This is a genomic window from Enterobacter sp. WPR_3_1 (genome assembly GCF_003635055.1).
Classification (GTDB): domain Bacteria; phylum Pseudomonadota; class Gammaproteobacteria; order Enterobacterales; family Enterobacteriaceae; genus Enterobacter; species Enterobacter ludwigii.
In genome coordinates this window covers 298,061-310,910 of record NZ_RBXU01000013.1, presented here as the reverse complement: position 1 = coordinate 310,910, position 12,850 = coordinate 298,061, and the positions used below count along the sequence as shown (strand labels likewise).

Annotated in this window: 13 protein-coding genes, 2 tRNA genes and 1 rRNA gene; 12 read left to right on the top strand and 4 right to left on the bottom strand. The window is 53.2% G+C overall.

What is annotated here, in order from left to right; genetic code table 11:
* The 3 genes from rrf to dkgB all read left to right on the top strand — a co-directional run.
* Positions 1 to 90: ribosomal RNA gene (rrf, locus tag BJ887_RS19605) — 5S ribosomal RNA — on the top strand; the annotation flags it as partial.
* Positions 91 to 145: 55 nt separating this feature from the next.
* Positions 146 to 222, top strand: a tRNA-Asp gene (locus BJ887_RS19600).
* A 162-nt stretch (positions 223 to 384) separates the two neighbouring features.
* On the top strand, positions 385 to 1,188 hold the full coding sequence (gene dkgB, locus BJ887_RS19595; protein WP_047956195.1) for a 2,5-didehydrogluconate reductase DkgB: 804 nt from the start codon (positions 385 to 387) through the stop codon (positions 1,186 to 1,188).
* Between the two features lie 31 nt (positions 1,189 to 1,219).
* Here dkgB and yafC read toward each other — a convergent pair whose 3' ends face one another.
* Positions 1,220 to 2,125 (bottom strand): DNA-binding transcriptional regulator YafC, encoded by a 906-nt coding sequence (gene yafC, locus BJ887_RS19590; protein WP_014168734.1) that lies wholly within the window; start codon positions 2,123 to 2,125, stop codon positions 1,220 to 1,222.
* A gap of 104 nt (positions 2,126 to 2,229) precedes the next feature.
* Here yafC and BJ887_RS19585 point away from each other — a divergent pair, with 104 nt between their 5' ends.
* The 3 genes from BJ887_RS19585 to BJ887_RS19575 all read left to right on the top strand — a co-directional run bounded on the left by BJ887_RS19585 (position 2,230) and on the right by BJ887_RS19575 (position 5,190).
* Complete coding sequence (locus BJ887_RS19585; protein ID WP_020882804.1) at positions 2,230 to 3,405, top strand: MFS transporter; 1,176 nt, start codon at positions 2,230 to 2,232, stop codon at positions 3,403 to 3,405.
* A 136-nt stretch (positions 3,406 to 3,541) separates the two neighbouring features.
* Positions 3,542 to 4,342 carry an endonuclease/exonuclease/phosphatase family protein gene (locus tag BJ887_RS19580; RefSeq protein WP_025205128.1) on the top strand — a complete coding sequence of 267 codons (801 nt, stop codon included), beginning with the start codon at positions 3,542 to 3,544 and terminating at the stop codon, positions 4,340 to 4,342.
* A gap of 74 nt (positions 4,343 to 4,416) precedes the next feature.
* Positions 4,417 to 5,190, top strand: coding sequence for a class I SAM-dependent methyltransferase (locus tag BJ887_RS19575; RefSeq protein ID WP_121340311.1), 774 nt, complete (start codon positions 4,417 to 4,419; stop codon positions 5,188 to 5,190).
* A gap of 52 nt (positions 5,191 to 5,242) precedes the next feature.
* On the opposite strand, the gene mltD is transcribed toward BJ887_RS19575, so the two are convergent.
* Positions 5,243 to 6,607, bottom strand: a complete 1,365-nt coding sequence (gene mltD / locus BJ887_RS19570) for a murein transglycosylase D (protein ID WP_014168738.1) — start codon at positions 6,605 to 6,607, stop codon at positions 5,243 to 5,245.
* Positions 6,608 to 6,675: 68 nt separating this feature from the next.
* Positions 6,676 to 7,434: a hydroxyacylglutathione hydrolase gene (gene gloB / locus BJ887_RS19565; RefSeq protein ID WP_121340310.1), complete on the bottom strand. Its 759-nt coding sequence runs from the start codon at positions 7,432 to 7,434 to the stop codon at positions 6,676 to 6,678.
* A gap of 32 nt (positions 7,435 to 7,466) precedes the next feature.
* Between gloB and BJ887_RS19560 the strand changes: the two genes are divergently transcribed.
* Positions 7,467 to 8,183 (top strand): class I SAM-dependent methyltransferase, encoded by a 717-nt coding sequence (locus tag BJ887_RS19560; protein ID WP_020882800.1) that lies wholly within the window; start codon positions 7,467 to 7,469, stop codon positions 8,181 to 8,183.
* Here the strand turns inward: BJ887_RS19560 and rnhA are convergent, their stop codons facing one another.
* Positions 8,184 to 8,651, bottom strand: coding sequence for a ribonuclease HI (gene rnhA, locus BJ887_RS19555; protein ID WP_014168741.1), 468 nt, complete (start codon positions 8,649 to 8,651; stop codon positions 8,184 to 8,186).
* Between the two features lie 64 nt (positions 8,652 to 8,715).
* Here rnhA and dnaQ point away from each other — a divergent pair, with 64 nt between their 5' ends.
* From dnaQ to BJ887_RS19530, 5 genes are all read left to right on the top strand, one after another.
* A complete protein-coding gene (dnaQ, locus tag BJ887_RS19550; RefSeq protein WP_032677465.1) occupies positions 8,716 to 9,447 on the top strand; it encodes a DNA polymerase III subunit epsilon in 732 nt (243 codons plus the stop codon).
* 132 nt (positions 9,448 to 9,579) lie between these two features.
* Positions 9,580 to 9,656, top strand: a tRNA-Asp gene (locus tag BJ887_RS19545).
* A gap of 385 nt (positions 9,657 to 10,041) precedes the next feature.
* Positions 10,042 to 10,761 carry a FadR/GntR family transcriptional regulator gene (locus BJ887_RS19540; protein ID WP_014168746.1) on the top strand — a complete coding sequence of 240 codons (720 nt, stop codon included), beginning with the start codon at positions 10,042 to 10,044 and terminating at the stop codon, positions 10,759 to 10,761.
* Positions 10,758 to 11,771, top strand: coding sequence for an ABC transporter ATP-binding protein (locus BJ887_RS19535; protein WP_078775019.1), 1,014 nt, complete (start codon positions 10,758 to 10,760; stop codon positions 11,769 to 11,771). Before BJ887_RS19540 ends, BJ887_RS19535 begins: the two co-directional genes overlap by 4 nt.
* Positions 11,768 to 12,850 (top strand): ABC transporter ATP-binding protein, encoded by a 1,083-nt coding sequence (locus BJ887_RS19530; RefSeq protein ID WP_032681617.1) that lies wholly within the window; start codon positions 11,768 to 11,770, stop codon positions 12,848 to 12,850. The genes BJ887_RS19535 and BJ887_RS19530 overlap by 4 nt, the downstream gene beginning before the upstream one ends.

Sequence of the window (12,850 nt, the reverse complement as noted above, 5' to 3'; positions counted from 1 at the left end):
ACCTGACCCCATGCCGAACTCAGAAGTGAAACGCCGTAGCGCCGATGGTAGTGTGGGGTCTCCCCATGCGAGAGTAGGGAACTGCCAGGCATCAAATTACGTAGTAAGCCGGTGCATAAATCCGGTGGTTACAGCAGTCTTCGGTGGAGCGGTAGTTCAGTCGGTTAGAATACCTGCCTGTCACGCAGGGGGTCGCGGGTTCGAGTCCCGTCCGTTCCGCCACTTATTAAAAGCCCTGAGTTAACGCTCAGGGCTTTTTTCATATCTGTCGTATCATTATTGCCAAATCAGCAAATATCCTCTGCGTTAAACGCTCTTTTTCTGCATAACGGCAGCAGCGATAATCCTCCTCAGTTAACAATCATTATGAATAACGAGGATTACATGACTATCCCTGCACTGGGTCTGGGCACTTTCCGCCTGAAAGACGACGTTGTTATCGCATCCGTTAAAACTGCACTTGAACTCGGCTATCGCGCAATTGATACGGCGCAGATTTATGATAACGAAGCTGCCGTTGGTCAGGCTATCGAAGAGAGCGGCGTAGCGCGCAGCGAGCTTTTCATCACCACCAAAATCTGGATTGAAAACCTCAGCAAAGACAAATTGATCCCCAGCCTGAAAGAGAGCCTGGAAAAACTGCGTACCGACTATGTGGATCTGACGTTGATCCACTGGCCATCACCGAACGATGCTGTGTCAGTCGAGGAGTTCATGCAGGCATTGCTTGAAGCGAAAGAGCAGGGCTTAACGCGTGAAATAGGTATTTCTAATTTCACCATCCCGCTGATGGAAAAAGCCATTGCCGCCGTGGGGGCAGAAAACATTGCAACCAATCAGATTGAACTCTCTCCCTACCTGCAAAACCGCAAAGTCGTGGACTGGGCAAAACAGCACGGCATCCACATCACCTCATATATGACCCTGGCCTACGGTAAGGCACTGAAAGATGACGTGATTAATCGTATCGCAGAAAAACATAGCGCAACGGCTGCACAGGTGATTCTGGCATGGGCGATGGGTGAAGGTTACGCCGTGATCCCCTCTTCAACCCGACGTGAAAACCTGGCCAGCAACCTGTTAGCGAGGGATCTCCAGCTGGACGACGAAGACAAAAAAGCGATCGCTGCCCTGGAATGCAAAGATCGTCTGGTCAGCCCTGAAGGTCTGGCACCTGACTGGGATTAATATTGACCCTTTCCTCTGTAGCCTGAAACCCTCACACAGCTCCCCCGGGAGCTGTTTTTATATGTTCGCTCAGGAAATCGATAAAGGCGCGTATGCGCGTACTTACCGCTCTGTCACTGTAATAAACTGCACTAAAAGGCATCTCCACAGGCAGACGTTTATCTGCCATCAGCTCTACAAGCTCACCGCGTGCAATTTCTTTATCAATCATATAGTCCGACAAACAGGCGATCCCATTCCCTTCGAGGCAAAGCTGCTTCAGCGTTTCTCCACTGTTGGACGATAACCCACTGGTGATTTCATGCAGTTGACCATCATGACAGGCCACAGGCCAGGTGTTCAGCGATACGGGCTCCGTGAAGCCCAGGCACAGGTGCTGCTTCAGTTCTTCAACCGTCTCTGGTTTGCCATGCTCTGCGATGTATTGCGGTGATGCGACTATCTTGCGGTAGCTGGCAAAAAGAGGGCGGGCCCGCAAGCTCGAGTCGGTCAGCGTGCCGGCCCGGATCGCCACATCCACTTTCCGCTCGATGAGATTGATAAACGTCTCTGAGGAAACTAACGAGAGCGTCATCTCCGGATAGCGTTCGCGGAAAGGCTTGATCAGCGGCATCAGAAAATGAAGAACAACCGGTGTTGCCGCATCAATGCGCAGCAATCCGCGTGGCGTGCTACGGGTTTCCATAATCTCTGTTTCTGCCGCCGCCATCTCCTGCAGGACGGACTGCACACGGCGGAAGTAACGCTCGCCTTCCTCCGTCAGGCTTAGCTGACGCGTCGTTCGGTTGAGAAGACTGACGCCGAGCTTCATCTCCAGTTTTTTCACCGAGCGGCTGATGGCTGAATTAGCCTGCCCCAACTGCTCGGCCGCACGGCTAAAACTGCCGCTTTCGACGACGGCGACAAAAATTGTCAGCTCTTCCGACGTTGCTTTCATTGTTGCACCACCTGCAAAATTCTATTGATATTTTGACCATTTTTGTTATTTAAGCACTGGCGCATACTGCCTGTCATCTTAATCCTGATGATATGGAGTTATTTATGCCACTGGCGCTACTTGCCCTGACGATCAGTGCCTTTGCAATTGGCACGACCGAATTTGTTATCGTAGGACTGGTGCCTACGATAGCTAACCAGCTTTCAATCTCGCTGCCTTCTGCCGGCCTGTTGGTTTCTATCTATGCGCTCGGGGTTGCCATCGGCGCCCCCGTCCTGACCGCGTTGACGGGACGTTTCCCGCGTAAGCCGCTGTTGGTTGCGCTGATGGTGTTATTCACCGCTGGCAATATTCTGGCCTGGCAGGCGCCGGACTACACCACGCTGGTGATTGCCCGGCTGCTGACCGGTCTCGCTCACGGTGTGTTCTTCTCCATTGGTTCAACTATTGCAACCAGCCTGGTACCAAAAGAGAAAGCAGCATCCGCCATCGCGATTATGTTCGGTGGTCTGACCGTCGCCCTTGTCACCGGTGTACCGTTAGGAACGTTTATCGGACAGCACTTTGGCTGGCGCGAAACCTTCCTTGCCGTCTCTTTACTGGGGGTGATTGCCCTGGTTGCCAGCCTGCTATTGGTACCGTCGACTATTGCAGGACGTGCGAGTGCCAGCCTGAGCGATCAGCTCAAGGTACTCACGCATCCGCGTTTGCTGATCATCTACGCCGTCACAGCGCTCGGCTATGGGGGTGTATTCACGGCTTTCACCTTCCTGGCTCCGATGATGCAGGACCTGGCAGGCTTCTCACCCAGTGCAGTGAGCTGGATTTTGCTGGGGTATGGTATCTCCGTCGCCATCGGTAATATCTGGGGAGGGAAGCTTGCGGACAAACATGGTGCAGTGCCGGCCCTGAAGTTTATCTTCGCAGCACTGGTTGTTCTGCTGATGATTTTCCAGTTCACGGCATCGATGCAATACGCCGCGCTGATAACGGTACTGGTGATGGGGATCTTCGCCTTTGGTAATGTGCCAGGCCTGCAGGTTTACGTGGTACAAAAAGCCGAACTTTATACACCCAACGCGGTAGATGTCGCATCGGGCCTGAATATTGCCGCGTTCAATATTGGGATTGCGCTGGGTTCTATCATTGGTGGGCAAACCGTTGAACATTTCGGATTAACCCAAACGCCATGGATTGGTGCGGTGATTGTTCTGGTCGCTTTCCTGCTGATTAGCCTGAGTGGGCGCCTTGATAAACCCGCTCGTGTAGTGCTGGGATAACATCAGTAAGTGCTTGCTTACAAAACTGGAAAGCGGTTTATCTGAAATTGCGTTGAAAGTGTAACCTAAAGTCCCTATAACATTAGAACCAGTCCGTTTTCCGGGCTGGTTCATGTTACAGAGGCCGTTTCCAAAAGTGCGAAAAAATACCTATGCCATGCGTTATGTTGCCGGAATGCCCGCGGAGAGGATCTTGCCTCCGGGGTCGTTTGCGAGCATAAGTCAGGCATTACCTGCCGGGACACCCTTAAGCAGCGATGAAAAAATCCGGGTGCTGGTGTGGAACATCTTTAAACAACAGCGCGCTGAGTGGTTATCGGTACTCAAGAATTTTGGGAAAGACGCCCATCTGGTGCTGTTGCAGGAGGCGCAAACCACCCCCGAGCTGGTAAGGTTTGCTACGACTCACTACCTTGCTGCTGACCAGGTTCCCGCGTTTGTCTTGCCGCAACATCCTTCTGGCGTGATGACCCTCTCTTCGGCTCATCCGGTCTATTGCTGCCCGCTGCGCGAACGCGAGCCGATTCTGCGTCTGGCGAAATCGGCGCTGGTAACGGTCTACCCGCTGCCGGACACGCGCATGCTGATGGTTGTGAATATCCACGCGGTCAACTTCAGCCTGGGCGTGGATGTGTATAGTAAGCAGTTACTTCCGATCGGTGACCAGATCGCCCATCACAGCGGGCCCATCATTATGGCCGGGGATTTTAATGCCTGGAGCCGTCCGCGCATGAATGCGCTGTATCGCTTTGCACGCGAAATGTCGCTGCGTGAAGTTCGTTTTAGCGATGACCAGCGCAAGAAAGCGTTTGGTCGTCCTCTCGATTTTGTCTTCTATCGTGGTCTGAACGTTCACGACGCCTCTGTTCTGGTGACGCGTGCCTCCGATCACAATCCTCTACTCGTTGAATTCAGTCCCGGCAAACCTGATAAATAATGGTATGTCAGGTCTGCCGTGGGGCAGGCCATTCGGGTGCTGCCCTTTATTTTAAACAACAAAAGGACAGTACGATGACAACAACACACTCCCATCATGACAACGTAGAAAAACAGTTTGGCTCCCAGGCAAATGCTTATCTGAGCAGTGCCGTGCACGCGTCTGGCCGTGATCTGGTCCGTCTCGGTGAACGCCTGGCGGCAGTGCCGCACGCGCACGTACTGGACTTAGGCTGTGGTGCCGGGCATGCCAGTTTCACGGCAGCACAGCAGGTGGCGCAGGTCACGGCCTATGATTTATCCAGTCAGATGCTGGAGGTGGTTGCAGAGGCCGCACAAGCCAAAGGGCTGAACAACATCGCAACGCGTCAGGGCTATGCCGAATCCTTACCCTTTGAAGATGCCTCGTTTGAAGTTGTTATCAGCCGTTATTCTGCGCATCACTGGCATGACGTCGGCCAGGCATTACGTGAAGTTAAACGCGTTCTGAAGCCGGGCGGGGTCTTTATCATTATGGATGTGATGTCGCCGGGACATCCGGTGCGTAATATCTGGCTGCAAACGGTTGAAGCGCTGCGCGACACCTCGCATGTGCAAAACTACTCCAGCGGGGAGTGGTTAGCGCTGATTACTGAAGCGGGGCTGATCACACGTGCATTGATAACGGACCGCTTGCCGCTGGAGTTCAGCTCGTGGATTGCCCGTATGCGCACGCCGGAAGCGTTAAGCCAGGCCATTCGATTGTATCAGGATAGTGCGTCAGCGGAAGTGAAGGCGTACTTTGAATTGCAGGATGATGGATCATTTACCAGCGATACCATCATGGCTGAAGCGCAAAAAGCGGCGTAAAGAAAAAAGGCACCGAGGGGAATCGGTGCCTTTTTATCGTTAGGTCGTGTCATCAGGAGTCTGGCGTGGCGCTGTTTTTCACAAACAACGTCAGCTGGTCGCCGGGTTTCAGATTGTCAGTATCATTGTTCCAGCGCATCACATCCTTGATATTTACGCCGTGTCGTTTTGCGATACTGGACAGTGAATCACCTTTACGCACACGATAGGTAATGCTATCGCTGTTGCTGGCGAGACGCTGTGCACTGTTACCTGCACCCACTGTCAGAGTCTGACCCACTTTCAGGCCTGAGCTGCGCAGATTATTCCACTGCTGCAGATCGTTTGCCGTCACGCCAAGACGTGAGGCAATGCCCGAAAGCGTATCACCTGACCGAACCTTATAGCTGCGGCTGTTCACGGATGATGCATCCGCGATCAGCGTTGACTGAACAGCGGCAATTTCACCCGATGCTAAAGACTCACGTAACTGCTCAGCATGTTTCTGCGGAACCATTACATACTGCGGACCACTGGCCCCCAGCGTTGAGCCTTTAACGCCAGCATTAAAGGTTTTCAGTTTACTTACCGACATACCCGTCATATCAGCAACCTGTTGAATATCAACCGGATTGCTGAGGCGAACACGCGCCAGTGCACGACTTTCGTCTGGTGTTGGCAGTTGTACACCGTAACGCTTGCTGTTCTTGAGAATATCGCTCAATGCCAGCATTTTCGGTACGTAAATCTTCGTTTCCTGTGGCAGTGAGAGCGACCAAAAATCGGTGGATTTACCCCGTGCTTTATTCGCTTTCATTGCCTTCAGTACACGACCTTCGCCACTGTTATACGCTGCGACCGTTAACAGCCAGTCGCCGTCGAACATCTTATTAAGACGTTCCATCATGTCGAGAGCGGCTGTCGTTGAAGCGACAACATCACGACGCGCATCATAGTTGCGGGTCTGTTTCAAACCATAGTTTCGCCCGGTGCTCGGAATGATCTGCCAAATGCCTGCGGCATTGGCGCCAGACGTCGCGTGTGGGTCAAAAGCGCTCTCCACTATGGGTAGGAGTACCAGCTCCATCGGCATGTTACGTTTCTTAACTTGCCCGGCTATCCAGTACATATACGGCTCTGCCCGTAAAGTTACATCGTGGAGATAGCTCTTATTTCTTAAATACTTTTGCTTCTGTTCGCGAATCCGGTTGTTTTCCGGAATTCCCATCTTTAGCTCGTCGCCAATAGAGGTCCACAAGTCTTCATCCTGTGCGAAAGACGTCCCATCGTCCATCCATCGCGCTGAACTTGTAAACTTCCCTGCTTCCCCTTGACCAGCTGCAGAAAGGCTCTGTGCGTGCTGTTGTACGTTGCTGCCGTTCTGCGACTGGCAACCTACAAGCAGGACAGAGGCGAGTAATATCGCTTTTGCCTTCATGTGTGTGTCAATAGTTGCTTAAAAGACGAGCGATGATAACGGCGAAATTTTGAAAAGGCAACCCGCAATTATCTGAAGTTATCTTTCTTTGACCTTAACCATGCAAATCGTTGTTCTGGTTGTGACAAATTTGTTTCTTTGTTAATTTCATCAATTAAATCAATATCATCTGTTCGTAAAAATAAATTAGTTTTACGCTCATTTTTCAGAATTACGGGGAGTGTTTTTTGGTTTTTTGCACGTAACTCCTTCACTTTGTGATAATAATCTTGAATCGCCCGATCCTCTGGCAAGATGCTCGCCGCAAACTTCATATTTCCTAATGTATACTCATGTGCGCAACAAATAAGGGTATCGTCAGGTAATGCGCTAATCTTCTGTAATGACTGGTACATCTGGGAAGGGGTGCCCTCAAAAAGTCTTCCACAGCCTCCTGAGAACAGCGTGTCGCCGCAAAAAAGATAAGGTTTACTGTAGTAACAAAGATGTCCCAAAGTGTGACCTGGTGTGGCAAATACAGAAAACTCCCACTCGCGTATGAGGATATTTTCACCTTCTTCGACTACCTGCGTTGTTCCCTTATCTTGTGTCTCTGCCGGTCCGTAAACCACCAGATGCGGGAATTGGGCACGAAGGTCAGCAACGCCGCCGGTGTGATCGTTATGATGATGGGTCAGAAGGATGGCCTCTGGTTGCCAGCCGTTCTCTTTTATCGCGTCTGATACAGGAGCCGATTCTCCAGGATCGACAATGACGCACCGACGCTCGTCATCGACTAAAACCCAGATGTAATTGTCCTGAAAGGCGGGAATACTGATAAGATTCATAAATTACCTCTTATAGCGTGGTGGGTGTGTTGATGAAACCGGCAAGGATACCTCAGATTGTCCCGGCACCTGAACGTTGGGCCGAATTGCCCTGGGGTGAATACTATCGCGAGAACCTGGAACAGCAGCTTAAACCCTGGCTCGCGAAAATGTATGGTTTTCACTTGCTTAAGATTGGCAATCTCAGCGCGGAAATCAATACCGAAAGCTGCGCTATCTCACATCAGGTTAATGTCTCTCTTGGCGCATCACCGGTTCAGGTGAAAGCGGATCCTTTGCATCTGCCGTTTGCGGAAAAGTCCGTTGATGCCTGCCTGCTGGCACACACGTTGCCCTGGTGCAGCGATCCTCATCGCCTGCTGCGCGAGGCCGATCGCGTCCTGATTGATGATGGCTGGCTGATACTCAGCGGGTTCAATCCGCTGAGTCTGATGGGGCTGCGCAAGCTGGTTCCGGTGCTTCGCCGGACACCGCCGTATAACAGCAGGATGTTCACGATGATGCGCCAGCTTGACTGGCTTTCACTGCTGAATTTTGAGGTGCTCTGCTCGGGCGGTTTTCAGGTACTTCCCTGGGCGCGGCAGGGGGGCGTTGTTCTGAGCACCCATTTGCCGGCATTAGGCTGCATGCAGTTTATTGTCGCGCGTAAGCGGACCATCCCCCTTACGCTTAATCCGATGAAGCAGAGTAAATCGAAATCGCCCATTCGCCAGACCGTGGGCGCCACGCGGCAGTACAGAAAACCCTGATCAGGATTCGGGCTGATAGCCTGTGTCTTCATGAGCGGGGTTGGATGCCGCTGCCCGTGCCAGTTCGTCACATCGTTCGTTTTCGGGGTGGCCTGCGTGACCTTTAACCCATTCCCATTTAATCTCGTGCTGGCCCAGCGCAGCATCAAGACGTTTCCAGAGATCGACGTTTTTGACCGGCTTTTTATCTGCCGTCTTCCAGCCGCGTTTTTTCCAGTTGTGGATCCACTGGGTGATCCCCTGGCGTACGTACTGACTGTCAGTGCTCAACACCACATCGCAGTGTTCTTTTAGCGCTTCCAGCGCCACAATGGCGGCCATCAACTCCATGCGGTTGTTGGTGGTCAGAAAATAGCCTTCGCTAAAAGTTTTTTCATGCTCGCGATAGCGCATAATCGCGCCATAACCGCCAGGCCCTGGGTTGCCGAGGCAAGATCCATCGGTGAAAATTTCTACCTGTTTACGCATCTCTGGTAGACTTCCTGTATTTGAAACGTTCAGTTAAACGATAAGTCTGACATAAATGACCGCTATGAGCACTGCAATTACTCGCCAGATTGTCCTCGATACCGAAACCACCGGTATGAACCAGATCGGCGCGCACTACGAAGGGCACAAGATCATCGAGATCGGTGCCGTTGAAGTGGTGAACCGTCGTCTTACGGGGAACAACTTCCATGTCTACCTCAAACCCGACCGGCTGGTGGACCCAGAAGCGTTCGGCGTGCACGGTATCGCTGATGAGTTCTTGCTGGATAAACCGACCTTTGCGGAAGTGGCAGACGAGTTTCTGGAATATATCAAAGGCGCCGAGCTTATCATTCACAACGCGTCGTTCGATATCGGCTTTATGGACTATGAGTTCAGTAAGCTCCATCGTGATATTCCGAAAACGAACACGTTCTGTAAGGTGACCGATAGCCTGGCGCTGGCGAGGAAAATGTTTCCTGGCAAGCGTAACAGCCTGGATGCGCTCTGTTCTCGCTATGAAATAGATAACACCAAGCGAACGTTGCACGGCGCATTGCTCGATGCCCAGATCCTGGCGGATGTCTACCTGGCGATGACCGGTGGTCAGACGTCCATGAAGTTCAGCATGGAAAATGAATCCCAGCAGACGCAGGGGGAAGCGGGGATTCAACGTGTTGTTCGCCAGGCCAGTCGTTTGCGGGTGGTTTTAGCCAGTGATGAAGAGTTACTTAACCATGAATCCCGTCTTGATTTAGTGCAGAAGAAAGGCGGAAGCTGCATGTGGCGGGCCTGAAAAAGGGCCAGAATGCCTGTAAAATCATCGTTTGGGTGAATTTTGCAGCAAACGATTCAAAACGTGAGAAAAAGCGTTGACGAGTCCGGAGGCAAACCGTAATATGCGCCTCGTTCCCCCAGCGGGAACAGTGGAGCGGTAGTTCAGTCGGTTAGAATACCTGCCTGTCACGCAGGGGGTCGCGGGTTCGAGTCCCGTCCGTTCCGCCACTATTCAGAAGGCCTGAATCAGAAATGATTCAGGCCTTCGTCGTTTCTGCGTCTGCAAATCTTCTTTATCCGCCCCCTGTCTTTATTAACAAAAAGTTAATATCTGTGGTGCAATTAATTAACATTTGATCAATGATAGTGCACAATTTGCACCGTATTTGTGCATTTTGCCACCGATTGTCTTTTTGGCAGCGGAGCAAATGTGTAATTTTGTAAAAAATAATTCACAGAAAATCATTCGCTTATCTCCATCCCTTCAGAAAGTTCATGAACCAATGATTTATTGGTTCGTTTATTGCTTAATCATTAGCACGGTAAGTAGCACGTCATATCAATAACTTATCGTTAATAAAAATAAAGTAATGATGATAGCGAGCGAACCAATATGGAAAAACCGTCACGGTTTCTGGCCAATTCCAGCACCGCGCTTGAGCAGCTGCGCGGACTGATCAACCAGCATGAGTCAACACCAGGCACTCCGCTGCCCACTGAACGTGAGCTGTCGGAGACTCTCGGCGTAGGACGACGTGAAGTACGTCGTGCGCTGGATGTGCTGGAAGAGGAGGGGCGGATCTGGCGTAAACAGGGCAAAGGGACCTTTATAGGCCCGTCTGCACCTGTTGAACCTCTGGCCCTTCAGGGATTGGTTCAGCAAACCAACCTTCTGGAAGTCATGGAAGCTCGTCTACAGCTCGAACCCGGCTTAGCCCGGCTTGCGGCACTGCGTGCCACCAGGGAAAACCTCGCGCTTATGCAGCGCATGCTGGAACGCATTGATAAGGTCAGCCCGGACGACCGCGATCTCAACGAACTCTGGGATAGCGCATTTCACCGCGCCATTGCCGAGGCTGCCGGTAATCGCCTGATGCTTGGCCTGTTTGATGCCATTGATGCCGTCAGACGTGAACCGGGCTGGCAGCATTTGCGCGAATTAGCCCGTACACCCGAGCGGGTTGATCACTACAACGACCATCATCAAAAAATCATGTCTGCGATTATCCATCGCCAGCCTAATGAAGCAGCGGCCGCCATGCGCGAACACCTGCTTAGCCTGCAGTCAGCCCTGATTCAGGCTATTCACCTTGAGGACGACTTCACGCTATGACGACGATCCCGTTTAAGGACCCCACGCCTGTACTGCGGCTGCAAAATCTTAACGTAACGTTCGCCGGCTCTCCGGTGAGCGTGCTTGATGGTATTTCACTGACGGTCAGCGCGGGAGAAACGCTGGCGCTGGTGGGGGAATCCGGCTGCGGGAAAAGTATCACCTCATTAGCGCTGATGGGCTTACTGCCCGCCAGCGCACAGATCGTCAGCGGCGAGATGCAGTTCCGTCGTCACGACTTACGAAAGCTTTCACCGCGGGAATATGCCGATCTTCGCGGCAGCGAACTGGCAATGATTTTCCAGGAGCCAATGACCTCGCTCAACCCTGCCTTCACGCTGGGAGACCAGCTCAGTGAAGCGGTGATGCGCCATCAGAAACTTTCTCGTGCAGAGGCGATGAAGGTTGCGCTGCAGATTCTGGAGAAGGTGCAGATCCCGGCGGCAGAGATGCGCCTGAAAGCGTATCCGCACCAGCTTTCCGGGGGGATGCGTCAGCGCGTGATGATTGCGATGGCGCTGATTAACCATCCACGTTTGCTGATTGCCGACGAGCCGACAACCGCGCTGGATGTGACCATTCAGGCGCAGATCCTCGCGCTGCTTAATACCCTCAAAGAAGAGACCGGTACGGCGGTGTTAATGATCACCCACGATCTGGGCGTGGTGGCGGAAGTCGCGCAGCAGGTGGCGGTAATGTATGCCGGACAGGTGGTAGAGCAGGGGAGCGTGGAGGCCATTTTTGCCGACCCGCAACACCCGTACACCATAGGACTGATGGGCTCGATTCCGTCCCTCGGCGCACGTAAAGGCGCGCTTTCCACTATTCCCGGTGCCGTTCCGCTGCCGGAATCCATGCCCAAAGGGTGCCGGTTCGCTACCCGCTGCCCCTTCGCGCAAACGCGGTGTCATGACGAAAAGCCGTCGCTGACGGCGATGGGGACCGACCATCAGGTGGCCTGCTTCCGCGTGCCGCTGGAACAACATATTGCGCTGGGAGAAATTGCATGACGACGCCCATTCTTGAAGCCCGGGACCTGAGCAAGCTTTTTCCCGGCCCTAAAAAACTGTTTACCCCAGCACGTTTTGTCACCGCGGTCGATCGCGTCTCCCTCTCCGTCATGCCTGGTGAAACGCTGGCGATTGTGGGCGAGTCCGGATCCGGAAAATCGACGCTGGGCCGTCTTCTTCTGCGGCTGCTGGCGGCCAGCGAAGGACGCGTATTTTATCAGGGTGAAGAGATCACTCATGCCTCGGGAGCGCGTCTGAACCAGCTGCGGCGGGAGCTGCAGATCATCTTTCAGGATCCTTTCGCATCGTTAAACCCGCGCATGACAGTCGAGCAGATCGTCGGTGAGCCGCTGTGGCTACACCAGTCGATGAAGAAAGCCGACAGGCAATATCGGGTGGCGGAACTGCTTAACACCGTAGGGCTGCCAGCGGCCTGGGCGCAACGTTATCCGCACGAATTTTCCGGAGGGCAGCGTCAGCGAATCGGTATTGCGCGTGCGCTGGCCTCCGGGCCAAAGCTGTTGCTGGGGGACGAGCCGGTCTCCGCGCTGGATGTCTCGGTTCAGGCGCAGGTGGTCAACCTGCTGGAAAGTCTGAAGCATCAGCTGGGGCTGACAATGGTGATTGTTGCCCATGGCCTGGCGGTTATCCGCCATATGAGTGACCGCGTGGCGGTGATGTATCTCGGTCAAATTGTTGAGCTTGCGACCGTCGACGAAATCTTTGATGCCCCGCTACACCCCTATACGCAGGCGTTAATCGCCTCCGCCCCCCAGATGCAGCCAGGCGCGCCGCGTGTGGCACCTCTGCTGCAGGGGGATTTACCGAACCCGGCCAGCCCACCGTCAGGCTGCCGTTTCCATACCCGTTGTCCGTATGCCACGGATGAATGTCGCCAGGTCGAGCCGATCAATCAGGTGCTGGACGGGGGACGCCAGATTGCCTGCCATCGCTGGCAGGAGATTAACCGCGATCGCAGTGTTATCCAGATAGCACCGCCATCCGCAGCCTTTCTGCGCCGCCGCGCGCTGTTTGAACACGCGGCCACTCACTCCTCCCTTCCTTCAAGGAACTCATGA

What these genes read in the sequence shown, in the direction of transcription:
- dkgB (WP_047956195.1), top strand. Translation starts at nt 385, where the DNA reads ATGACTATCCCTGCACTGGGTCTGGGCACTTTCCGCCTGAAAGACGAC.
- yafC (WP_014168734.1), bottom strand. Translation starts at nt 2,125, where the DNA reads ATGAAAGCAACGTCGGAAGAGCTGACAATTTTTGTCGCCGTCGTCGAA.
- BJ887_RS19585 (WP_020882804.1), top strand. Translation starts at nt 2,230, where the DNA reads ATGCCACTGGCGCTACTTGCCCTGACGATCAGTGCCTTTGCAATTGGC.
- BJ887_RS19575 (WP_121340311.1), top strand. Translation starts at nt 4,417, where the DNA reads ATGACAACAACACACTCCCATCATGACAACGTAGAAAAACAGTTTGGC.
- mltD (WP_014168738.1), bottom strand. Translation starts at nt 6,607, where the DNA reads ATGAAGGCAAAAGCGATATTACTCGCCTCTGTCCTGCTTGTAGGTTGC.
- gloB (WP_121340310.1), bottom strand. Translation starts at nt 7,434, where the DNA reads ATGAATCTTATCAGTATTCCCGCCTTTCAGGACAATTACATCTGGGTT.
- BJ887_RS19560 (WP_020882800.1), top strand. Translation starts at nt 7,467, where the DNA reads ATGAAACCGGCAAGGATACCTCAGATTGTCCCGGCACCTGAACGTTGG.
- rnhA (WP_014168741.1), bottom strand. Translation starts at nt 8,651, where the DNA reads ATGCGTAAACAGGTAGAAATTTTCACCGATGGATCTTGCCTCGGCAAC.
- dnaQ (WP_032677465.1), top strand. Translation starts at nt 8,716, where the DNA reads ATGAGCACTGCAATTACTCGCCAGATTGTCCTCGATACCGAAACCACC.
- BJ887_RS19540 (WP_014168746.1), top strand. Translation starts at nt 10,042, where the DNA reads ATGGAAAAACCGTCACGGTTTCTGGCCAATTCCAGCACCGCGCTTGAG.
- BJ887_RS19535 (WP_078775019.1), top strand. Translation starts at nt 10,758, where the DNA reads ATGACGACGATCCCGTTTAAGGACCCCACGCCTGTACTGCGGCTGCAA.
- BJ887_RS19530 (WP_032681617.1), top strand. Translation starts at nt 11,768, where the DNA reads ATGACGACGCCCATTCTTGAAGCCCGGGACCTGAGCAAGCTTTTTCCC.